Source organism: Aequorivita vitellina, from assembly GCF_022008365.1.
GTDB classification, from domain to species: domain Bacteria; phylum Bacteroidota; class Bacteroidia; order Flavobacteriales; family Flavobacteriaceae; genus Aequorivita; species Aequorivita vitellina.
Map to the genome: position 1 here is coordinate 35,455 of NZ_JAIRBA010000011.1, position 21,366 is coordinate 56,820.

Annotated in this window: 23 protein-coding genes; 9 read left to right on the forward strand and 14 right to left on the reverse strand. The window is 36.1% G+C overall.

The genetic code is table 11. From position 1 onward, the window contains the following. Window positions 1–16: 16 nt before the first annotated feature. The 10 genes from K8089_RS07400 to K8089_RS07445 form a co-directional block, all read right to left on the reverse strand. Window positions 17–2,050, reverse strand: a complete 2,034-nt coding sequence (locus tag K8089_RS07400; protein ID WP_237602635.1) for a vWA domain-containing protein — start codon at window positions 2,048–2,050, stop codon at window positions 17–19. Window positions 2,051–2,128: 78 nt separating this feature from the next. Next, complete coding sequence (gene fabG / locus K8089_RS07405) at window positions 2,129–2,875, reverse strand: 3-oxoacyl-[acyl-carrier-protein] reductase (protein WP_237602636.1); 747 nt, start codon at window positions 2,873–2,875, stop codon at window positions 2,129–2,131. Between the two features lie 213 nt (window positions 2,876–3,088). Continuing rightward, on the reverse strand, window positions 3,089–3,961 hold the full coding sequence (gene sucD / locus K8089_RS07410; RefSeq protein ID WP_237602637.1) for a succinate--CoA ligase subunit alpha: 873 nt from the start codon (window positions 3,959–3,961) through the stop codon (window positions 3,089–3,091). Between the two features lie 110 nt (window positions 3,962–4,071). Further along, window positions 4,072–4,485 carry a nuclear transport factor 2 family protein gene (locus K8089_RS07415; protein ID WP_237602638.1) on the reverse strand — a complete coding sequence of 138 codons (414 nt, stop codon included), beginning with the start codon at window positions 4,483–4,485 and terminating at the stop codon, window positions 4,072–4,074. After that, window positions 4,482–5,420, reverse strand: coding sequence for a UDP-3-O-(3-hydroxymyristoyl)glucosamine N-acyltransferase (locus K8089_RS07420; RefSeq protein ID WP_237602639.1), 939 nt, complete (start codon window positions 5,418–5,420; stop codon window positions 4,482–4,484). The genes K8089_RS07415 and K8089_RS07420 overlap by 4 nt, the downstream gene beginning before the upstream one ends. Before the next feature lie 89 nt (window positions 5,421–5,509). Next, the gene (gene efp, locus K8089_RS07425) at window positions 5,510–6,076 is read right to left on the reverse strand and encodes an elongation factor P (RefSeq protein ID WP_237602640.1); all 567 of its coding nucleotides are present in this window, start codon (window positions 6,074–6,076) and stop codon (window positions 5,510–5,512) included. 36 nt (window positions 6,077–6,112) lie between these two features. After that, window positions 6,113–6,898, reverse strand: a complete 786-nt coding sequence (lpxA, locus tag K8089_RS07430) for an acyl-ACP--UDP-N-acetylglucosamine O-acyltransferase (RefSeq protein WP_237602641.1) — start codon at window positions 6,896–6,898, stop codon at window positions 6,113–6,115. Between the two features lie 90 nt (window positions 6,899–6,988). Then, complete coding sequence (locus tag K8089_RS07435) at window positions 6,989–8,395, reverse strand: bifunctional UDP-3-O-[3-hydroxymyristoyl] N-acetylglucosamine deacetylase/3-hydroxyacyl-ACP dehydratase (protein ID WP_237602642.1); 1,407 nt, start codon at window positions 8,393–8,395, stop codon at window positions 6,989–6,991. Further along, window positions 8,388–9,413 (reverse strand): UDP-3-O-(3-hydroxymyristoyl)glucosamine N-acyltransferase, encoded by a 1,026-nt coding sequence (lpxD, locus tag K8089_RS07440; protein ID WP_237602643.1) that lies wholly within the window; start codon window positions 9,411–9,413, stop codon window positions 8,388–8,390. Before lpxD ends, K8089_RS07435 begins: the two co-directional genes overlap by 8 nt. A 120-nt stretch (window positions 9,414–9,533) precedes the next feature. Further along, window positions 9,534–10,778, reverse strand: a complete 1,245-nt coding sequence (locus K8089_RS07445) for an HD domain-containing protein (RefSeq protein ID WP_237602644.1) — start codon at window positions 10,776–10,778, stop codon at window positions 9,534–9,536. A 150-nt stretch (window positions 10,779–10,928) separates the two neighbouring features. Between K8089_RS07445 and porX the strand changes: the two genes are divergently transcribed. The 7 genes from porX (at window position 10,929) to K8089_RS07480 (ending at window position 16,445) form a co-directional block, all read left to right on the forward strand. Further along, entirely contained in the window at window positions 10,929–12,479 is a 1,551-nt protein-coding gene (gene porX, locus K8089_RS07450; RefSeq protein ID WP_237602645.1) for a T9SS response regulator signal transducer PorX, read from the forward strand. A gap of 93 nt (window positions 12,480–12,572) precedes the next feature. Next, window positions 12,573–12,986, forward strand: a complete 414-nt coding sequence (gene tsaE / locus K8089_RS07455) for a tRNA (adenosine(37)-N6)-threonylcarbamoyltransferase complex ATPase subunit type 1 TsaE (protein WP_237602646.1) — start codon at window positions 12,573–12,575, stop codon at window positions 12,984–12,986. Between the two features lie 264 nt (window positions 12,987–13,250). Further along, window positions 13,251–13,763: a hypothetical protein gene (locus K8089_RS07460; RefSeq protein WP_237602647.1), complete on the forward strand. Its 513-nt coding sequence runs from the start codon at window positions 13,251–13,253 to the stop codon at window positions 13,761–13,763. Between the two features lie 383 nt (window positions 13,764–14,146). Then, entirely contained in the window at window positions 14,147–14,287 is a 141-nt protein-coding gene (locus tag K8089_RS07465) for a hypothetical protein (RefSeq protein ID WP_237602648.1), read from the forward strand. Between the two features lie 280 nt (window positions 14,288–14,567). Next, window positions 14,568–14,762: a hypothetical protein gene (locus tag K8089_RS07470; protein WP_237602649.1), complete on the forward strand. Its 195-nt coding sequence runs from the start codon at window positions 14,568–14,570 to the stop codon at window positions 14,760–14,762. A gap of 57 nt (window positions 14,763–14,819) precedes the next feature. After that, window positions 14,820–16,019 carry an alanine dehydrogenase gene (locus tag K8089_RS07475; RefSeq protein ID WP_237602650.1) on the forward strand — a complete coding sequence of 400 codons (1,200 nt, stop codon included), beginning with the start codon at window positions 14,820–14,822 and terminating at the stop codon, window positions 16,017–16,019. Window positions 16,020–16,067: 48 nt separating this feature from the next. Further along, entirely contained in the window at window positions 16,068–16,445 is a 378-nt protein-coding gene (locus K8089_RS07480; RefSeq protein ID WP_237602651.1) for a hypothetical protein, read from the forward strand. A 13-nt stretch (window positions 16,446–16,458) separates the two neighbouring features. On the opposite strand, the gene K8089_RS07485 is transcribed toward K8089_RS07480, so the two are convergent. Then, window positions 16,459–17,631 (reverse strand): proline dehydrogenase family protein, encoded by a 1,173-nt coding sequence (locus tag K8089_RS07485; protein WP_237602652.1) that lies wholly within the window; start codon window positions 17,629–17,631, stop codon window positions 16,459–16,461. 70 nt (window positions 17,632–17,701) lie between these two features. On the opposite strand from K8089_RS07485, the gene aroB reads away from it, so the two are divergent. Both aroB and K8089_RS07495 read left to right on the forward strand, forming a co-directional pair. After that, window positions 17,702–18,772 (forward strand): 3-dehydroquinate synthase, encoded by a 1,071-nt coding sequence (aroB, locus tag K8089_RS07490; protein ID WP_237602653.1) that lies wholly within the window; start codon window positions 17,702–17,704, stop codon window positions 18,770–18,772. Between the two features lie 77 nt (window positions 18,773–18,849). Beyond that, window positions 18,850–19,143 (forward strand): hypothetical protein, encoded by a 294-nt coding sequence (locus K8089_RS07495; protein ID WP_237602654.1) that lies wholly within the window; start codon window positions 18,850–18,852, stop codon window positions 19,141–19,143. A 65-nt stretch (window positions 19,144–19,208) separates the two neighbouring features. On the opposite strand, the gene K8089_RS07500 is transcribed toward K8089_RS07495, so the two are convergent. The 3 genes from K8089_RS07500 to K8089_RS07510 form a co-directional block, all read right to left on the reverse strand. Beyond that, a complete protein-coding gene (locus tag K8089_RS07500) occupies window positions 19,209–19,757 on the reverse strand; it encodes a type 1 glutamine amidotransferase domain-containing protein (protein WP_237602655.1) in 549 nt (182 codons plus the stop codon). 106 nt (window positions 19,758–19,863) lie between these two features. Then, window positions 19,864–20,820: a YihY/virulence factor BrkB family protein gene (locus K8089_RS07505; RefSeq protein ID WP_237602656.1), complete on the reverse strand. Its 957-nt coding sequence runs from the start codon at window positions 20,818–20,820 to the stop codon at window positions 19,864–19,866. After that, on the reverse strand, window positions 20,821–21,336 hold the full coding sequence (locus tag K8089_RS07510; protein WP_237602657.1) for a DinB family protein: 516 nt from the start codon (window positions 21,334–21,336) through the stop codon (window positions 20,821–20,823). Window positions 21,337–21,366: the final 30 nt, after the last annotated feature.

The window sequence follows — 21,366 nt, forward strand, 5'->3', positions numbered from 1 at the left end:
TTCTATGAATTAATTTTTAGATAAGTCCGTTATATTTTCTGATAAACCATTCTGCAGCGAGGGCGAGAACGATAAGGAAGAGCAGATATTTCCAGTCCAGCAAAGGTACTATTTTTTGTTCACTTTTTTCAACGTTTTGGTAGTTAGTATTTGCCATTAATGCGCTGATAAGCATATCGCTTTGGATTGCGAAATAGGCCTTTCCATTTGTACTTTGAGCGATGTGTCGCAACTTCGAAACATCGGCATTTAGAAATTGCTGCTCTACATTAAAATCTAAAATTGTGAAATTGCCACTGCTTGAAACCGCTTCATTTAAAACGGAAACCGTATAATTATACTCGCCTGCTGGAAGGCTGTTTAGATCTACTTCGTAATAGTTGTTTCGCAAAAGCATTGGGAAAACCGTTTGCTTTTCAGTCTCTGTATTTTTTACTGAAATATTGAGCGAAGCACGATTGTCGAAAACATAATTTTTATCGAAATACTGCGCCGAAATTTTAATGGGATTATTGTTGTAATAAAAAGTTTCCGAAGACACCTCTAACCTACTTCGGCGTTTGTTGGAAGCCAAATATTGAACAAGATTTCCTATAAAATCGTCAAAACTTTGGAAGCTTTCGGTTTCCAAAAAACTACGGGCTCTCCATCGCCAAAATCCTTCGCCATCCCAGATTGCATCGCGTTTACCGTTAATTTCCATTGTGGCCAATAAGGGGTTTCCGTTGGTTAATCCATTCACGGTTTGCTCGAGCATTACTTCATTTGGAACGCTAATAGTCAATGCACCAAACTCTGTGTGAAGCGGTGGCAAATTGTTAAAGTCAATGTCTTCAACTGCAAACGTGCCGTAATTGCTATTCAATTTTGCTTGAACATCTTCACTTGCGTTGGAGGCTTCTTTATTAAAATTATCCTGCGCGCCGTTTAAAAAATACCAATCTGTTTGCAAGCCAGAAATTACCAAAGTGTTTTTTGAAGTTTTTTCAATTTCAGCAAAAACCGAGGCGAAACTTCTATCGGGTTGATAGAGGATTACAAGCTGATAATCATTAAGGAGGCTGACGGCTTCCGCAGGTTTTTTAAAGGTAACCGTACGACGTTCGTTGGTGATTATCGATTTTTTTAACGCGCCCAAATCGGGATGCGCAATTTTACTTACAACCAAAACATTGGTGGCTTGGTCTATCACTTCAACGGCAAACTGCTTGCTATTATTGGTTTTGTTTTTTTCATCTGCAAGCGGAAATATTTGTGCAGTATATTTTTGAAGTCCAACAGCGCTTGCCGAAAGGGTGAAGTTTAAAGTTTTTGAAGTTTCATTTTCAGAAAAAGGAACAGTTGTTTTGTAAACTGTTGCGTTACCTTGCGTAACCACGAACTCAGATTTTACAGGGTTTGTGCCACTGTACGTTAGGATTACTTCAACTGGAAATTGGTTTTTTAGAAAAGCGTACCGATTGGTGTTTAGTTGCTCAATTTTTAAGTCGGTGTATTTTATGGAATCGCCCAGAATTACGGGGTAGATGTTATTTTTAAAAGTTGCCGAAGAAAATTCGTAGTCTGTACCCAGGGTTTGATTGCCATCGGTAATTAGAATTGTTGGTGCCGTTTGGTTTTTAAAGAGGTTGTTTGTTAACGAAAGTGCTTTTGAAATATTGGTGTTCTTTTCTTTAAAAGAAAGGGAATCGCTTTCGCGGAAATCACTTCCGAAGGAATAATAAGAAAGATCAAATTTATCGTTTAGCTCACTATTTTCTTTTAAATTTTGAAGTATTTGGGAAACATTATCTTTTTGACCCAACTCCCCTATCGAAGCCGAATTATCAATAAGTACAGGTAGTTTCGGCTTTTCAATTGTATAGGTTTCGCTTTTAAATTTTGGATTGATTAGTAGCAGTAGAATTAAAAAAAGCGTAACAAAACGCAGCGTGCCAAGAATCCAGCGCAACGAACCTTTTTGTTTAGACTTATAACCGTACATAAAAACCGCCAGAGCAGCAGATAGTACTCCGGCGAGAATTATGTAAAGTATGGTTTCTGTAGTCACTAAGGTGATTTCTGATTTATAGTTTCAGGTTTATAATAACTGCTCACTGCAGCTGAACACTGAACACTGAACACTTTTTTAAGTATGCATTCCCCCGTCTACGTGCAATACTTGCCCCGTGACGTAAGCAGAAAGGTCGCTGGCAAGAAATACGCAAGCATTTGCTATATCTTCGGGGGTGCCGCCACGCTTTAACGGAATACTATCGCGCCAATTTTGTACAGTATCTTGGTCTAGTTTTCCAGTCATTTCAGTTTCAATAAAGCCGGGTGCTATTACGTTGCAACGAATGTCGCGCGATCCTAATTCTAAAGCAACCGATTTTGAAAAGCCAATAATACCGGCTTTTGAAGCAGCATAATTAGTTTGCCCAGCGTTTCCTGTAACCCCAACAATAGAACTCATATTAATTATAGAGCCTTTGCGTTGTTTAAGCATAGTGCGCTGCACGGCTTTGGTCATATTAAAAACCGATTTAAGATTTACTTCTATTACTTTGTCGAAATCGTCTTCGGAAATACGCATTAACAGGTTGTCTTTGGTAATTCCGGCGTTGTTTATAAGAATATCGATACTTCCAAATTCTTTTAAAACTTCGTCAGCAAGCTTTTGTGAATCGTCAAAAGAAGCGGCATCACTTTTATAGGCTTTTGCTTTTACGCCTGTTTTTGAAACTTCGTTTGCTAATGCATTTGCGGCTTCCGCTGAAGAGCTATAAGTAAAAGCCACATTAGCACCGTGTTGTGCAAATATTTCAACGATTCCTTTTCCTATTCCGCGGCTTCCACCGGTTATAATTGCTGTTTTTCCTTCTAATAATTTCATATAAAAGTCAATTTTTAATTGGTCAAGTTTAAATGCCTACAAGTTACACCGCAAAAAAGCGGGGAACACCTTGCAGGAAAACCGCTAAAGGCGGGATTCAAATATAACAAAAGGTTGCGGGTTCTCCATAAAAAAAGTCCTGCGAATTTTGCAGGACTTAAATAGGGAAAGACCTACAAAGTTTTTAAAACCTTGCGGGCCAGAAATAATGTGTTAGCCTAAAACTTCTTTTACTTTTTTACCAATTTCCGCTGGAGAATCTACAACGTGAATTCCACATTCGCGCATTACTTTTTTCTTTGCTTGAGCTGTGTCTTCACTTCCGCCAACAATGGCTCCGGCGTGCCCCATAGTACGTCCTGCAGGTGCAGTTTCGCCGGCAATAAAGCCAATTACCGGTTTTTTGTTACCACTATTTTTGTACCATTTGGCTGCATCAATTTCTAACTGACCACCAATTTCACCAATCATTACTACCGCTTCACTTTCAGGGTCGTTAATTAGCATTTCCAAAGCTTCTTTGGTTGAAGTGCCAATAATAGGATCGCCACCAATACCAATTGCGGTTGTAATTCCAAGGTCTTGTTTTACAACTTGATCTGCCGCTTCATAGGTAAGCGTTCCAGATTTTGAAACTATACCAACTGTTCCTTTTTTGAAAACGAAACCTGGCATAATTCCAACTTTAGCTTCGCCTGGCGTTATAACACCTGGACAGTTAGGCCCAATTAGGCGACAATCTCTGTCCTTTAAATAATCAGATGCGGTAATCATATCTTTTACCGGGATACCTTCTGTAATCGTAATTATTACTTTAATATCTGCATCGGCAGCTTCCATTATAGCGTCGGCCGCAAATGCTGGGGGAACGAAAATAATGGTTGTATCGGCGCCAGTTTTTTCTACGGCTTCAGAAACTGTGTTAAAAACAGGTCTGTCTAGATGCTTTTGCCCACCTTTTCCTGGAGTAACCCCACCAACCACATTGGTGCCGTACTCAATCATTTGTTCGGCGTGAAAAGTACCTTCACTACCTGTGAAGCCTTGCACAATTATTTTGGAATTTTTATTTACTAAAACGCTCATTTTTAATTATTTTCTATTAATTATTTTTATTTTTTATTGAAGTAAAATCTATAATTGATTTTTAAGAATTGCCGCAAAGATACGGTTTTTGATAAGGGTTTTAAAAGATATTATACTTTTACTCTGTGATAGCTTTCGGTGGTATCGTCTTTATCTGTAACAGGTTGGCTTACTTGATAGCCTCTGTAAAGCATTTCGTCTTTTACTTCCCATATTGCAATAAAGTGGGCAATACCCAACTCTTCGTCGGGATTTTCCATTGTGCGGATGTAATATTTATAACGAATGGTTACATGCTTATCGTCTGCAAGTAAATGACTTATCTCTACTCTTAAATCGTTATAAGATCGTCGAACTTCACCAAAGAATTTTACAATGTCGTCATAATTCATAATAGAGAGACCGTCTGCACTGTTCCAAATAAGAACTAAGTCTGGGTGAAAAAATCGCTCCATTACGGTTTCATCCCGCAAGATGTCTGATCTGTAAAAATCTCTAACTATTTCTTTTGCTCTTTTACTCATGATAATTTATCCAATTTTTCTATAATTTCCGGAATTAGCCTAATAGAAGCTAATTCCTTGTATTTTTTTCTGAATTCTTCTGCGGGCGACCCAAAATAAGCTTGATTTCCGGGCAGGGATTTACTCACTCCGCTTTGCCCTGAAATTACTGCTCTATCACCAATTGTTATTCCACTTGTTATTCCAACTTGGCCCCATAGGGTAACAAAATCGCCTATTAAAACGCAACCAGCAATACCCACTTGCGAAGCAATTAGGCATCGTTTTCCTATTATGGTGTCATGACCCACATGAACTTGATTATCTAATTTTGAACCCTCCCCAATTGTTGTAGAAGCCGTTACACCTTTATCTATAGAGCAAAGAGAACCAAGTTCAACATTGTCTTCAATTACAACATTTCCGCCACTTAAAAGTTTATCAAATTTTTCGGGACGATTTTTATAATAAAAAGCATCGCTGCCTAATACAGTGCCAGCGTGAATGGTAACGTTGTTTCCAATAACCGTATTATCGTAAATACAAACATTGGAATAAATTAAACAATTACTGCCTATTTTAACATTATTACCCACAAAAACGTTGGGCTGGATAAGGGTACCTTTGCCTATTTCCGCAGTTTCTGAAATTGCAGTGTTTGCACTTTGAAAAGGCTTAAAATGACGCGTTAATTTATTGAAATCGCGAAAAGGATCTTCAGAAATTAACAATGCTTTGCCAATGGGGCAATCTACTTTTTTATTTATGAGAATTACCGTTGCCTGCGACTGAAGTGCTTTGTCGTAATACTTTGGATGGTCAACAAATACAATGTCTCCCGGTTGTACGACGTGTATTTCATTCATTCCGAAAACTGGGAAAGAAGGTTCCCCAACATAATCTGAACCGATTATTACAGCTATGCTTTCAAGAGTTTGGGGAGTTGGGAATTTCAAAATAAATGTATAATATTAATTATTAATTGGAGATGATTTGTGATGAATCGTGAGCTTACACTGTCCTTGCAACTTAAAATTGCAACTAATTAATCTTTCATCCGTTCCTGATACTGACCTTTATCGGTATCGATTCTAATTTTATCGCCTTCGTTTATAAAAAGAGGCACATTAATTTCAGCTCCGGTTTCAACAATAGCAGGCTTTGTAGCATTTGTAGCTGTATTTCCTTTTACGCCTGGTTCGGTTGATGTAACTTCTAAAATTACGTGAGCTGGCATATCAACAGATAGTGGCGCGCCATCTTCAGTATTTATAAGTACGGTAACTACTTCGCCTTCTTTCATCAATTCTGGAGTATCGAGGATATCCTTCATAAGCTGTATTTGAGCGTAATCTTCCGTATTCATAAAATGATACATTTCGCCTTCGTTGTATAAATATTGAAATTTGTGTGTTTCAACACGTACGTCGTCAATTTTATGCCCAGCAGAAAAGGTGTTCTCAAGCGTTTTTCCGGTAGTAACACTTTTCATTTTAGTACGCACAAACGCAGGTCCCTTCCCTGGTTTTACGTGAAGAAATTCAATAATTTTGTAGATGTCGTTGTTATAGCGGATACAAAGTCCTTTTCTAATATCTGATGAAGTAGCCATTGAGTAGGTATAATTTTGAAGTTAATGATTTACGATTTAATTTGAGTTGAAATAGCCTTTCATAATTCCACGTTTAGAATTTTTGATAAACTGGAGTATTTCGTCACGTTCTGGCGTGGCTTCCATTTCGGCCTCAATTATTTCAGTAGCTTGTGTAGTATTATAATTTTTTTGATACAGTAATCTGTAAATATTCTGTATTTCGGTTATTTTTTGTGAAGTAAAACCTCTTCTTCTTAAACCAATAGAGTTAATGCCCACGTAACTAAGTGGTTCGCGCGCAGCTTTTACAAACGGTGGGACATCTTTTCGCACTAATGATCCTCCTGTAACAAAGGCATGATTACCAATCATACAAAATTGGTGTACTGCAGTCATACCGGCAAGTACTACGTAATCGCCTACCGTAATGTGGCCAGCTAATGTACTATTATTACTAAAAATACAGTTATCGCCCACAATACAATCGTGAGCTATATGGCAGTACGCCATAATCCAGCAATTTTTTCCAATAATGGTTTTACCGCGATCAACAGTACCGCGATTGATAGTTACATATTCTCGAATGGTGGTGCCATCGCCTATTTCGGCTGTAGTGTCTTCATCCTTAAATTTAAGATCTTGCGGAATTGCAGAAATTACTGCGCCCGGAAAAATATTACAATTTTTACCTATGCGAGCACCTTCCATTATAGTTACGTTGCTGCCAATCCAAGTTCCCTCCCCTATCACAACATTATTATGAATAGTTGTAAAAGGCTCAATCACAACATTTTTGGCTATTTTTGCGCCCGGATGGACGTATGCAAGTGGTTGATTCATTTTTATTTGTTTATTGTTTTTATAGTTAAAAATACAGTTGTGCCATTGGTTTTTTGTTTTGAAACCAATTTTTACACAAATACATTTAGACTATAAATTTTTAGTTTTTACCATTTGTGCCATTAATTCTGCCTCTGTAACTAATTTACCATTTGCGTAAGCGTTTCCTTGCATATGTACAATTCCACGGCGAATTGGAGTAATAAGTTCCAGTTTAAAAATTAAGGTATCACCTGGATTTACTTGTTGTTTAAATTTCACATTATTTATTTTCATAAAGAATGTGAGATAGTTTTCTGGGTCTGGCACTGTACTTAGCGCTAAAATACCGCCAGTTTGCGCCATTGCTTCAACAATTAAAACACCTGGCATAACTGGTGCTCCTGGAAAGTGACCAACAAAAAACGGCTCGTTCATAGTCACATTTTTAAGACCGACAACACTAGTGTCCGTCATTTCCATTATTTTATCTACCAAGAGGAATGGCGGTCTATGTGGAAGCATAGCCATTATTTCATTCACATCTTTTACCGGAGGTTGGTTGATATCGAATTTAGGTATTTTATTTCGGCTTTCAATTTTAATCATTTTTGAAAGCTTTTTAGCAAACTGGGTGTTTACGTGATGTCCCGGTTTATTAGCGATAACTTTTCCACGAATACGTGTACCCACTAAAGCTAAATCCCCAATTACATCTAGCAATTTGTGTCTAGCAGCTTCATTGGGATAGTGTAAGGTTAAATTATCTAAAATTCCGTTTGGTTTTACTGAAATTGAGTCCTTTCCAAAAGCAGTACGGAGTTTTTCCATCGTGCTATCTGAAAGTTCTTTATCTACGTACACAATAGCGTTATTTAAATCGCCACCTTTAATTAAGCCGTTCTCTAAAAGCATTTCAATCTCGTGAAGAAAGCTAAAGGTTCTTGCGTTCGCAATTTCATTTTTAAAATCGGATATTTTATTTAGTGAAGCATTTTGTGTGCCGAGAACTTTTGTGCCAAAATCTACCATTGTAGTAACTTGGTACTCCTCAGCAGGCATAACTATTATTTCGCTTCCAGTTTTTTCGTCTAGGTATGAAATTACTTCTGTAACAACGTATTCTTCTCTTTGGGCTTCTTGTTGAACAATACCGGCTTTTTCAATAGCTTCAACAAAAAACTTTGAAGAACCATCCATAATTGGTGGCTCTGAAGCGTTGATTTCTAAAATACAATTATCTACTTCTAGTCCCACTAATGCAGCTAATACATGTTCAGACGTTTGTATTTTAACCCCATTCTTCTCGAGATTGGTGCCGCGTTGGGTATTCACCACAAAGTTGGCATCGGCTTCAATAACTGGTTTGCCTTCTAAATCTGTTCTTACAAATTTATACCCATGATTTTCTGGGGCTGGTTTAAAAGTAATCGTTACTTCTTTACCCGTGTGTAAACCTACTCCTGTAAGGGAAATTTCCTTAGCAATGGTTTGCTGTTTTACCAAACTTTCATTCATTATCGAGCTTTTTTTCAACTATATTAAACCTTTCCATGATTTTCGGTAGGTTTTTAAAATATACATAACTTTTATTAAAATCGCCGTAATTTAAGGCTGGAGACCCTTGAAGTGTTTCGTTATCTTTCACGTTTCTACCAATACCTGTTTGCGCTTGTATTTTTACGTTATCGCCAATAATAATATGACCTGCAATACCTACTTGGCCACCTATTATACAATTCTTGCCAATTTTAGAAGAACCCGCAACCCCACTCTGGGCTGCAATAACTGTGTTTTCGCCAATTGTAACATTGTGGGCAATCTGTATTTGGTTGTCTAATTTAACCCCTCTTTTAATAAGCGTTGAACCTAAAGTGGCGCGATCTATTGTAGTTCCTGGTCCAATATCAACGAAGTCTTCTAAAATTACGTTACCCGTTTGTGGTACTTTTATATATTCACCATTTTCATTTGGGGTAAACCCGAAACCATCGGCACCAAGCACAACACCACTGTTTATAACGCAGGCTTTACCTATTACGGTTTCTGAATATATTTTAGCCCCCGTAAAAATTATTGTTTTATCATCAATAGTTACATTATCACCAATATAAACATTTGGATAAATTTTTACATCGTCGCCAATTTTTACATTTTCTCCTATATATGAAAAAGCGCCTAAATATACATTATCTCCATATTTGGCACTTTTTGAAATAAAAACTGGTTCTTCTACGCCAGTTTTATTCATTTTTACCTGGTTGTAATATTCTAAAAGTTGAGAAAAGGCCTTGTATGCATTTTCTACCCGTATAAGGGTAGTTGACAGATCGTCGGTTGCTTCAAAATCGTTATTTACAATAGTAATAGAAGCTTGGGTAGTGTAAATATAGTGCGTGTATTTTGGGTTGGCCAAAAAAGTAAGCGAGCCTTTACTTCCCTCCTCTATTTTTGAAAGCGTGGAAACCGCTGCATCTTCATCGCCATCTACTGTACCATTCAGGATTCCTGCTATTTGGGCTGCTGTAAATTTCATTATGAGATTTTATTTTTAATAACTAATGACCATGTAATTAACAACTGCAAATTAGCATTTTTTAAATGAATGGATTTTAGGTCGTGGGTTTTCATTCTTGCAAAAATAGAAAAAAAGGAATTAGCCTCGATAGCTATCTTTGTTGTTTTTTGGATAACATAGATAGTATTTAACCACCGATGTAGAAAGCGCCTCTAAATTGAGCTGATCGCTCGCTTTTGCAACTTCTATTATTTTTCCGTTTTTCTTTAATAAGTTGATGGTGTCTTTCTCCATGCTGTAAGCTTGGTTTTCAAGTTTTCCCGTAAAAACAAAATAAGACGCTTCTTCTAGGGTGATATTGAATGTGTCTGCTAATTGCTTTCGTTTTTCTTTTATTTTATGTTGTGGGAATACTTTTGACTTCACTTTAATCTTCAACAAATCTCTATTGAGTAACATTTTCGACAGATTTTTTAATACAAAATCATCGTTGTTTACCCACATCTTCATTGCCGAAATAATATCGTAATCGTCTAATTTTGAAAAAGTATCGAGCACTTCTTCTGAAAAGTCATTTAAATTAATGGTGTTTTTCAGAAAAAAATTTAATCCCTTGCTTGCCGGAAGATCGACGCCTTGCGCTGTAAGTTGTTTGGCACGTTTTAAAACACGCACCAATAATTGTTCGGCAACTATACCGGTTTTGTGAAGATATACCTGCCAATACATAAGGCGACGCGCAACGAGAAAATTCTCTACCGAATAAATGCCTTTTTCCTCAACTACCAAAGCATCGTTTTTTACGTTTAACATGGCAATAAGGCGTTGGGCATTTACTGTTCCCTCCGGAACTCCAGTGTAAAAACTATCGCGTTTTAAGTAATCCAGCCTATCCATATCCAACTGTCCAGAAACCAATTGATGAAGAAACTTTCGAGGGTGTTGATCCTTAAAAATTTCAATAGCGAGCGTTAATTGCTTGTTAAACTTCTGGTTTAAAAGCTTCATAAATAACAACGAAATTTGTTCATGGCTAACGTTTTCAACAATACTATGTTCCATCGCATGCGAAAAAGGACCGTGCCCAATATCGTGTAAAAGTATGGCTACATAAAGTGCTTCTTCTTCCTTTGCAGAAATTGCAACTCCCTTAGATTTAAGTACCTGCACTGCTTTTTGCATTAAAAACATGGCTCCCAGCGCATGATGAAAACGCGTGTGATGCGCTCCCGGATATACAATATACGAGAACCCCATTTGCGAAATTCTACGAAGTCTCTGGAAATATTTATGCTCCATTAAATAAAAAACCAGTTTGCTGGGCACAGTAATAAAACCATAGATGGGATCGTTTATAGTTTTAAGCTTTGGAAGGGTTTTCAAACTTTAACTTTAAATTAGTAGCTTCAAAAATTGTATGCGATAATTCGGCTATATTTTTGAAGAAAATTCTTCAAAGTTTAGGAATTACTCACAAATTAAAATTAACTATACTCCTGTAAAATTAAGGAGCACAATGACAAATATACATATATGAGCGATATAAAAGTACTATGGGTAGACGATGAAATAGATTTGCTTAAACCACATATTCTCTTTCTTGAAAATAAAAATTATAGCGTTACCACCGCTCAAAGTGGATCGGAAGCGTTAGAAGAAATAAAAAAAGAAAACTTCGATATTGTTTTTTTAGATGAAAACATGCCCGGGCTAACGGGTCTTGAAACCCTATCTGAAATTAAGGAACTTCAAGCCTCCATTCCGGTGGTAATGATTACCAAAAGTGAAGAAGAGTATATAATGGAAGAAGCCATTGGTTCTAAAATTGCCGATTATCTTATTAAGCCAGTTAACCCCAATCAAATACTATTGAGTTTAAAGAAAAATTTAGACCACAGCCGACTGGTTTCAGAAAAAACAACATCTAACTACCAGCAGGAATTCAGAAAAATAGCCATGGATCTTTCAATGGTAAATAGCTTTGAAGAGTGGAAAGACCTATACACAAAGTTGGTGTACTGGGAGCTTGAATTAGAAGATATTGAAGATTCGGGTATGTTTGAAATTTTAGAATCTCAAAAAACCGAAGCAAACAGCCAGTTTTGTAAGTTTATCGACAAAAATTACCGCAATTGGTTTGAGGATGTGAGTGAGGCACCAATCATGTCGCACACACTTTTTAAAGAAAAAATTCAGCCTCAATTAACACAAGGCACCCCAACCCTACTAGTGGTAATAGACAATTTACGGTTCGATCAATGGAAGGCTTTTGAACCTACGGTTGCAAATATTTACAAAAAGACAAACGAAGAACTCTTCTGCAGTATTTTACCAACAGCAACACAGTATGCGCGTAATGCAATTTTTTCAGGATTAATGCCTAGCGATATGGAAAAACTACATCCCGATCTTTGGCTTAACGATACTGAAGATGGTGGAAAAAACATGAAAGAACAAGAGTTTTTTGATGCACAGTTAAAGCGACTGGGAATGAAACTTAATTGGAGTTATCACAAAATATCAAGCTTAAAACAAGGTAAAAAGCTAGTTGAAAATTTTAAAAGTCACAAGGATGAAGACTTAACTGTTGTTGTCTATAACTTTGTAGATATGTTATCGCACTCCAAAACGGAAATGGAGGTTATAAAGGAATTAGCCTCAAACGATAAATCGTACCGTTCGCTTACCCAAAGTTGGTTTAAAAATTCGCCTTTGCTAGAAATTATACAGCAGGCAGCACGATTAGGATTTAAATTAATAATTACCACAGACCACGGAACAATTAATGTAAAAAACCCGTCAAAAGTAATTGGCGATAAAAACACAAGCCTAAACCTTAGGTATAAAACCGGAAAAAGTTTAACCTATGAAGATAAAGAAGTATTGGCAGCAAAAGACCCGAAATCTATACAATTGCCAACCATTAACATGAGTAGCTCATTTATTTTTGCAAAGGGCGATTACTTTTTTGCCTATCCCAACAATTACAATCACTATGTAAGTTATTATAGAAATACCTATCAACACGGAGGCGTTTCATTAGAAGAAATGATAATTCCTTTCTCTGTTTTTACCCCTAAGTAATTAATTATCAAATATTTATTTGGGTGTGTTTTGCAATTTTTCAGCTAATTTCATTACTAATTGATTATTAGCTATATTCGCATTGATTTTATTATGGAACGCAACTATACCGAAAATGAAATTAATGAAGTAGCTACCAGCCTGTTAGACCAATCAACATCAAAAATTTTTCTTTTTTATGGCGAAATGGGGGTTGGAAAAACCACTTTAATCAAGGAGATGGTAAAGCAGCTTGGGGTGGAAGACCCATCGAGCAGCCCTTCCTTTTCTATAGTAAATGAATACGAGTCGAACGCAGGTTTAGTATATCATTTTGATTTTTACAGAATAAACAATTATACCGAAGCGTACGACATTGGTCTTGAAGATTATTTATACAGTGAAAATTACGTTTTTATTGAATGGCCAGATAAAATAAATCCCCTCTTGCCTGAAAACGCAACTAACATATATATTAAAGCAAACACTAACGGAAGTAGAAACATAAAAATTAAGCCTATGAGTTAAAATTGTAACGAAAAATAAAATATTTAAAATTACTTTTTAGTTGTTCGCCCCAAATCGCAATAATTATAAAGCAGGAAGAATATTCCAAAAAAATTTATAAATATAGTAGAAAAATAGTTGGTTTTTTTAACTAATTTCATGGTAGGTTTGAACTATTAATAACCTCACAAAAACTATATATTATGAAAACTCTAAAGTATTTACTTATCGTAACAATTTTTTCACTTGGAACTTTTGCTTCTTGTACCCCAGAAAGCATTCAAGATGAACAAACACCCCAACAAATCAAAAAGAGCGACATCATCATACCTAGTAACGGGTAGTCTTATTGCGCTAATTATAGCAGCAACACCTTATATTTTTTATTCCTATACAAGTTTCCCACAAACAAAAACGTGGGAAACTATTTTATTTACATACGAGGCCAATTGGTATCAAAAAATTCAGGTATCTGTATGGACCATGATGGGTAAATTTGTACCGATTCTTCTTTTGGGTATTTGGTTTATAACCTGCAAGCACTGGTGGTACCACGTAATTCTTATCCCCATCGGTATGTTTGCTTTTCAATTATTTAGTGTTATAAATGATGATGTAGGAATTACTGATGAAGTTGAAATATGGTGGCTTTTCCCTATAATGCTTATAATTATTCCTTTTGTCTATCTTATTAAAGCGAAATTGTCGAACGCTTTGACAGAAAAAGACATGAAAACATTTGAAGAAGAGTTAGGGCAGAAAAAATCGTTTTGGGATCAGATAAAAGATTTATTCTAATTGTGAAGTTGATGTAACTATCATATATTAACCTATCTTAGCATTTCCGTATTTATTATTCCTATTTTAAAATAACCTTTACTAAATATGGAAAATAGACTGCGACAAACCTTCGGTTTGTACAACTTTAACCTAATTTAAAAACAAACTATCAATTTCTAAAAACAGGAAAAAAATAAACAACTGCAGCTATTTGCACAGCAAAAATTGTAGCTTTAGGTTTTAACATTTAATTAAAAATTAACACGAAACAACGCTTTTGAACGTTATTTAAATGAATTTAAGCGTATTAAAACCTGTAAATATACAATTAACATAATTATTAATAATAAGTTTTTTGGGCGTAGGTTTGACTCATATTAACCTCACAAAAACTTATTATTATGAAAAACTTAAAACTTATTTTTGTAGCTGCAATTTTTGCCGCAGGATTATTCGCTTCTTGCACCCCAGAAGGAATTCAAGATGAACAAACCACACAACAAATCGACGTCAGAACGGTTAAGGTTCCGCCAGCCGGATAAAAAAAGTTTAATACAAGGAGGCATAATTGTATTTATTATAGCGTGTACTCCTTTTATTTATTACGCATACGAAAGTTTCCCAAGCGACACACAAGTTTGGGAAACTTTTTTATTTACATTCACCACCAAATATCCTAACTTAAATCAATACGCTTGGTTTTTAACCGGAAAAGTAATCCCTGTTATTTTATTATTTATTTGGTTTTTTACTTGCAAACACTGGTGGCACTGGATTATATTGGTTCCACTTTCTATGTATATTTTTCAATTTGTCAACATTTTGAACCAGAATCTAAATGCTGATGAAGTTGAGATTATTTATGTAGTACCAATTATGATGATTGTAATTCCCTTCGTGTATTTAATTAGAGCCAAACTCTTTAGCCAAATGCGACAAGACGATTTAAAATCTTTTGAAAAAGAACTTCTCGAAAAACAGTCGTTTTGGCAGCAAATAAAAGATCTCTTTCGCTAATCATTCTGTTATAGGTTTAAAAATTATTCCGTAAATTGAGACTGCCAAATTAACATAATGTCAAAACCAAAATCACCCTTTACACGGGCACAATTGCTTCCGCAGGAAGAAACACTAGAAATCTCGAAACAAAAAGGAGAACTTTTTATCGGTATTCCAAAGGAAGCATATTTTCAGGAAAAACGAATTTGCTTAACCCCCGACGCCGTTAACGCTATTATAAACAATGGCCACCGGGTGCTAATTGAAAATGGCGCGGGTACCGAGGCTGGGTTTTCAGATAAAGATTATTCGGAAGCTGGAGCCGAAATGACCACTGATAAAAAAAAGGTGTTTGGATGCCCAATGGTTTTAAAAGTTGAGCCCCCCACGCTGGAAGAGCTTGAATTGATAAATCCAAAAACGGTTTTAATATCTGCTTTACAGTTAAAAACGAGGCAGAAATCATATTTCGAAACATTATCAAAAAAGAAAATAACGGCTTTAGCTTTTGAATTTATTAAGGATGAAGATCACAGCTACCCCGCCGTTAAAGCACTAAGCGAAATTGCAGGCACAGCCTCTGTACTCATCGCAGCCGAATTAATGGTAAATGCAAAAAAAGGAAACGGTTTGCTATTCGGTAATATTAGCGGGGTTCCACCGGTTGAAGTAGTAGTTATTGGCGCAGGCACCGTGGGTGAATTTGCCACGAGATCTGCATTGGGCCTAGGCGCAAATGTCAAGGTTTTCGACAGCTCCATTACTAAGCTCAGAAAAATTCAAACTAATGTTGGAAGTATATTATATACTTCAACCGTCCAACCTAAAAACCTTATGAAGGCTTTACGCCGATGCGATGTAGCCATTGGCGCCGTTAGAGGGCATAATCGCGCTCCCGTTATCGTAACAGACGAAATGGTGCGTAATATGAAAAAAGGTGCCGTTATTATTGATGTTTGCGTAGATATGGGTGGGTGTTTTGAAACAACAGAAATGACGAGCCATGACTCCCCTACTTTTATTAAACACGACGTTATACATTACGGGGTTCCAAATATTCCCGCTCGTTACCCTAAAACTGCATCTATTTCTATTAGTAACATATTCACCCCCTATCTATTAGAAATGGCAGAAGGTGGCGGACTTGAAAACGCCATTCGCTTTGACAATGGTTTAAAAAATGGTTTGTACTTTTACCGCGGAATTTTAACAAGTAAAGCAGTTGCAGATTGGTTTGATATGCCGTATAGCGACATAAACTTGATAATTTTCTAAAACAAATTCGGAATAACTTCGAATTAAAAAAATCCCAAATGTTTAAAAATGAAATTAGCGTATAGATTGGTATATTTTTCCGGAGGCTTTTTAATAGGAATAGCACTTCTATTTTTTATTCTCAGCGGCAAAAAAACTTCCTGTGCTTACGGTCCTGAAGCTAGAACACTTAAAAATATTCGTCTAAAAGAACGCGCCTTTTCAGAAGAAACACTTCGTATTCTTCAAGAAAATAAAATGGATACTTCGGTAGTTTCAACACTGCTTAAAGATGGTGACGTGCTTTTTTCTGAAAGTAATACCAATTTAGATTCTTGTAGAATATATACAATTGTTGGTGAAATTTCAGAAAAAAATCTAAAGCTAATCATTGAAAACTGCGAGGAATTGGCCACTGTGCAAAACGTAAAAATAAATACCAAGTAATTTTTACGGCTAATTATAGTTTTCGGCGTGCGCGTTCCTTTTTTAGAAGTGTAAGTTCGCGACTCGTCTGCCCTGCTACCGAAGTATTCTCTTCAGCACGACGAATTAAATAGGGCATCACATCTTTTACTGGGCCAAAGGGAATGTATTTGGAAACATTGTAACCCTCAGCGCCCAAATTAAAGGTTATATGGTCGCTCATTCCATAAAGTTGACCAAACCAAATACGTTCATCACTGCGAGAAATGCCCTTCTCTTCCATCATTTCCATTGCCAAATAAGTGCTCAACTCATTGTGGGTGCCTATGTACAATTCAATGTCACTTAAATTGTCCATAATGTATTTCATGATTTCATTAAAATTGTCGTCCGTTGCTTTTTTACTTACACATATTGGCGATTTGTAACCATTATCAAGTGCACGTTCGTTTTCCTTTTCTAAATAAGCGCCTCTTACAATTTTAAAACCGAGTTTATATCCTTTTAACTGCGCTCTTTTGTGTAGCTTTTTTAAATAATCTAAACGATCCCATCTATAGCATTGCAGGGTGTTAAACACAATAGGACGCTCTTTGTTGTACTTTTCCATCATGCGCTCACAAAGTTCGTCTGCTGCGTCCTGCATCCAGTATTCTTCAGCATCAATTAACAAACTTATACCACATTCGTGAGCTGTTTGGGAAACACGGTCGTACCGAGCTTCAATGTTTAGCCACTGAAGTTTTTCAGTTTCATTTAAAGCTTGTTTTTTAGTTACTTTTTTAAAAACATCAAAACGCCCAAAACCAGTAGGTTTAAATACTGAAAATGGCATGGCTTTTTTATTCTGTGCAAAGCGCGTTAACTCATTTACTTTTGCTGCTGTTGCATCAAATTGTGCATCCTCTTCCTTCCCTTCAACAGAGTAGTCTAGAATTGAGCAAACGCCAACATCAGATAGTCTATCTACGGTAGACATGCAGTCCGTTTCACTCACTCCTCCACAAAAATGATCAAATACTGTAGAACGTATTAATCCTTCTACCGGTAAATTTACATTTAGAGCAAATTTTGTAACTGCCGTGCCTATTCGTACCAATGGTTCTTTTGAAATCATTTTAAAAAGAAAATAGGCTCTTTCCAGTTCAGAGTCACTCTTTAATCGGAAAGCTGTTTCAGTATTGTCAAAAAGGGAATTTGAAATCATAAAATTGAATATAAAGTGTACAAATATAGTTAGATTTGACTTCTGAATATGTGACTAAAATCAATATTTAATGGAAAAAATATTAAATAAAAAAGGAAGCGTTTATTTCAAAGAATTAGGATGGAACAAACTCTTACAACATATTGAAAAACAGAAGCCTGCAAAATTATTCATACTTGTTGATAACAACACCAAAACCCATTGTCTGCCTTATTTTTTAGAAAAATTAGGTGCTGATGAAAATATACCCACCATAACCATCCCTACAGGCGAAGAACACAAAAATATTGCGAGCTGTTTAAAGGTGTGGAATTCACTTTCTGAAAAGAATGCAGATCGCAACAGCATAGTTATAAACCTTGGCGGCGGGGTAGTTACCGATCTCGGCGGTTTTGTAGCCGCTACATTTAAGCGCGGACTTACATTTATTAATATTCCCACTACCCTGTTAGCAATGGTAGACGCTTCTGTAGGGGGTAAAACCGGCGTTGACTTAGGGCACCTAAAAAACCAAATAGGCGTTATAAAGCAGCCCGAAATGGTTATTTTAGACACTAATTTTTTAAATACATTGCCAAAAGAACACCTGTATTCGGGGTTTGCTGAAATGCTAAAACACGGGTTAATTTATAGTGAAGAATATTGGGAACGAATAAAAAACTTAACTGTTGACAACAAAGTCGAATTAGATAAATTAATTTTTGATTCGGTGGCGATAAAAAATGAAATCGTTACCAAAGATCCGTTTGAAACTAACCTACGTAAAACGCTAAATTACGGCCACACCCTTGGACACGGCATTGAATCGCATTTTTTAGAAAGCAATAGTAAACCAACCTTGCTTCACGGCGAAGCGGTAGCAATAGGTTTAATTCTGGCAACTTTTATTTCTTCAGAAAGCATCGGTTTCCCTAAAAATAGACTGAATGCGGTTTCCGAAACTATTTTAAATTACTTTCCAAAGGTAAATTTCACCCAAAACGATATTGAACACGTAATAAAACTACTGGTCTTTGATAAAAAAAATAGCAACGGGAAGGTACTCTTTGTACTCTTGGAGAATATTGGCTGTCCGCACATCAATTGCATTGTAAGTAACGATTTGATATTCAAAGCTTTTGAGTATTATAAAAATTTCTGAAAATAATCCTAAAAATATTTTTATCTCTTCTATTTTTGAATAGTTTTATAACCACAAATTAAAGATTGAATATTAAAATGAAGCGAATTATTGTAGATTATAGAAAGCTAACTCCCGAAATACTTTCCTTATTAGTAGATAAATATCCAGACGGATACGATGACGACCACGTTATAACTTTCAAAAATGCTAAAAATGAAACAGTTGAAGCCGTGGAAGTTAAAACCGAGGATGCTATTTATCTGGTTAAAGTGAGCTCTCGTTTGGAAATTTCAATGGCTAATTTTGATGAAGATGATTATGAAGATGCCGATTTTAACGAACCGATTAGTGAAATTCCGGAAAGAAAATTAAAAGACGAAGAGGAATAAATTTATTCCAAATAAAAAAGAGGCTCGAAAGCCTCTTTTTTTATTTAAAATAATTTACCCTGTAATTAGGCGTGTTGATGTTGGTGCTTTCCTTCTTTAATCTCTTCAATTAATTTAGAATTGAAAGCTGGCAAATCATCCGGATTTCTACTAGTTACAAACCCTTCATCCACAACCACTTCTTCATCTACCCAATTGGCACCAGCATTAATTAAATCGTCTTTAATTGAGTTAAAAGAAGTCATTTTTCTTCCTTCTACCACCTTGGCCGAAATTAAAATTTGCGGTCCATGGCATATTGCTGCCACAGGTTTTTTCTGCTCAAAGAAATGTTGCACAAATCGCAAAGCTTTGTCGTTTCTTCTTAGTTTATCGGGATTTATCACCCCTCCAGGCACTACCAAAGCGTTATAGTTTTCTGCTGCTACCCCATCGAGCGTATAATCTACATTGTAATTATTACTCCAGTTTCCGTCTGCCCAGCTTTTTATTGTTCCAGATTTTTCACTTATAATATCCACCTCAAATCCAGCATCTTCCATGGCTTCTTTTGGTGATTTCAATTCAGATTCTTCAAATCCATCTGTCGCTAAAATTGCAATTCTCTCTTTCATATTCATTTTTTTTTGTTAAACAATCATTTTAAAACGAATATACCTTAGTAAAGCCAACTTATCAATTTTGCGCTATTAATGTTTTATTAATCTTTGTTAACAACTATTAAGACTCAGAATTACGAGTTAAGGCTTCAGCTTTATTTTTATCTGCTTCAACTTTTCGTTTATATTCACGAAGTGCTTCCATTTCCCTTTCGTATGAAAGGGTTGCGTTGCTGGAAGGCTCTATTTTTATATTTTTTAAAAGCGCCCAATTAACAGTAAATTCAGCACCAAAAAACAATATAAGGCAAGTGTAATACACCCATAATAATATAAGTACCAAGCTTCCTGCAGCGCCGTAAACCGAAGCCGGGTCTGATGTAGCAAAATAAAAGCCAATTAAATACTTTCCAGCCAAAAATAACAACGCAGTCATAAATGCACCAATTAAATTGGTTTTCCATTTTATTTTAACATCGGGAAGCAGGGTAAAAATTGTAGCAAACAACGCAGTAATGATTATTTGTGAAAAAACAAAATTTAAAATTTGCACCACTTGCGAAGATAGATCGGTGTAATAGCTTCCTATTAAGTCGCTTAAGGCATTAATCGCACTTGTAACTACTAAGGAGATAAGCAGCAAAAGACCTATTGCCAAAACCATTCCGAAGGATATTGCCCGTCGTTTTAAAGTATCAATAAAGGTATTTTTTTTAGCGCGAACGCTCCAAATATCGTTTAACGCTTTTTGAAGTTGGAAAAATACACCCGTGGCACCAAATATAAGAACCCCAACCCCAAAAATGATAAAAAGCACGGAGTTTTCCGAGAGGGCAGAGTTTACAATCATGGCCTGAACGAGTTCGGCACTACCCTTTCCTATTAGTCCGCTTATTTCGCTGGTAATTCTTCCTTCTACGGCTTCCCGGCCAAAAAACACACCCGCAAAATGAACGGTTATAATTAATAATGAAGGCAATGAAAATAAAGCATAATAAGCAATTACAGCGCTCTTTGCCCAAGGGTCGTTTTTATCCCAACTTAAATACGTGGCTTTTAAAAGTTTAAGAAATCTCATTTATAAATAACGTTCAATTATAATATTACGATGATGAATTTCGTGGCCACAAATTATATATCCTGCGGCAACCACAGACATAGGGCTATTGTTGGCCATTCCATTTCGTTTTAATTGGGCATCACTAAAACTTTTAAATAAAACAACACTGGCTTTGCGAACAACAGTATATTCCTGCAAAAGCAATTCGGGTGATTTACTGTTCGCCATTGCATTTTCGGCAAAAATGTTTTCGTCGAATCCCTCTAAACTTGCCGCATCGATACGTGCAAAATACAGAGCTCTATAAGTAAAAACACGTTCGGTGTCTATTATATGTTGCAGGATGTCTTTGGGTGTCCATTTGTTGTTCTGATAACGGTAATCCCATTTTTCTGAAGGTAAATCTTTAAAAAAAGATTCCGTCTCTAACAACCCCTGTTGCAATGCCTGCGTTAATGGCGCATCAGGCACTAAATCGATATACTTTTGATAGTATGAATTATAATCTGAAGGAGCAATTTCGGAACGCTTCATAGTTTTCTTTTAAAGATAAAAAAAACCTTT

Coding starts and splice junctions, on each gene's coding strand:
- lpxA (WP_237602641.1), bottom strand. CDS start 6,898: ATGAATCAACCACTTGCATACGTCCATCCGGGCGCAAAAATAGCCAAA.
- K8089_RS07415 (WP_237602638.1), bottom strand. CDS start 4,485: ATGAGTAAAAGAGCAAAAGAAATAGTTAGAGATTTTTACAGATCAGAC.
- lpxD (WP_237602643.1), bottom strand. CDS start 9,413: ATGAAATTTACAGCAGCCCAAATAGCAGGAATCCTGAATGGTACAGTA.
- K8089_RS07475 (WP_237602650.1), top strand. CDS start 14,820: ATGTCAAAACCAAAATCACCCTTTACACGGGCACAATTGCTTCCGCAG.
- K8089_RS07435 (WP_237602642.1), bottom strand. CDS start 8,395: ATGAATGAAAGTTTGGTAAAACAGCAAACCATTGCTAAGGAAATTTCC.
- porX (WP_237602645.1), top strand. CDS start 10,929: ATGAGCGATATAAAAGTACTATGGGTAGACGATGAAATAGATTTGCTT.
- K8089_RS07495 (WP_237602654.1), top strand. CDS start 18,850: ATGAAGCGAATTATTGTAGATTATAGAAAGCTAACTCCCGAAATACTT.
- K8089_RS07505 (WP_237602656.1), bottom strand. CDS start 20,820: ATGAGATTTCTTAAACTTTTAAAAGCCACGTATTTAAGTTGGGATAAA.
- K8089_RS07500 (WP_237602655.1), bottom strand. CDS start 19,757: ATGAAAGAGAGAATTGCAATTTTAGCGACAGATGGATTTGAAGAATCT.
- aroB (WP_237602653.1), top strand. CDS start 17,702: ATGGAAAAAATATTAAATAAAAAAGGAAGCGTTTATTTCAAAGAATTA.
- fabG (WP_237602636.1), bottom strand. CDS start 2,875: ATGAAATTATTAGAAGGAAAAACAGCAATTATAACCGGTGGAAGCCGC.
- K8089_RS07480 (WP_237602651.1), top strand. CDS start 16,068: ATGAAATTAGCGTATAGATTGGTATATTTTTCCGGAGGCTTTTTAATA.
- tsaE (WP_237602646.1), top strand. CDS start 12,573: ATGGAACGCAACTATACCGAAAATGAAATTAATGAAGTAGCTACCAGC.
- efp (WP_237602640.1), bottom strand. CDS start 6,076: ATGGCTACTTCATCAGATATTAGAAAAGGACTTTGTATCCGCTATAAC.
- K8089_RS07485 (WP_237602652.1), bottom strand. CDS start 17,631: ATGATTTCAAATTCCCTTTTTGACAATACTGAAACAGCTTTCCGATTA.
- K8089_RS07510 (WP_237602657.1), bottom strand. CDS start 21,336: ATGAAGCGTTCCGAAATTGCTCCTTCAGATTATAATTCATACTATCAA.
- K8089_RS07460 (WP_237602647.1), top strand. CDS start 13,251: ATGAACAAACACCCCAACAAATCAAAAAGAGCGACATCATCATACCTA.
- sucD (WP_237602637.1), bottom strand. CDS start 3,961: ATGAGCGTTTTAGTAAATAAAAATTCCAAAATAATTGTGCAAGGCTTC.
- K8089_RS07465 (WP_237602648.1), top strand. CDS start 14,147: ATGAAAAACTTAAAACTTATTTTTGTAGCTGCAATTTTTGCCGCAGGA.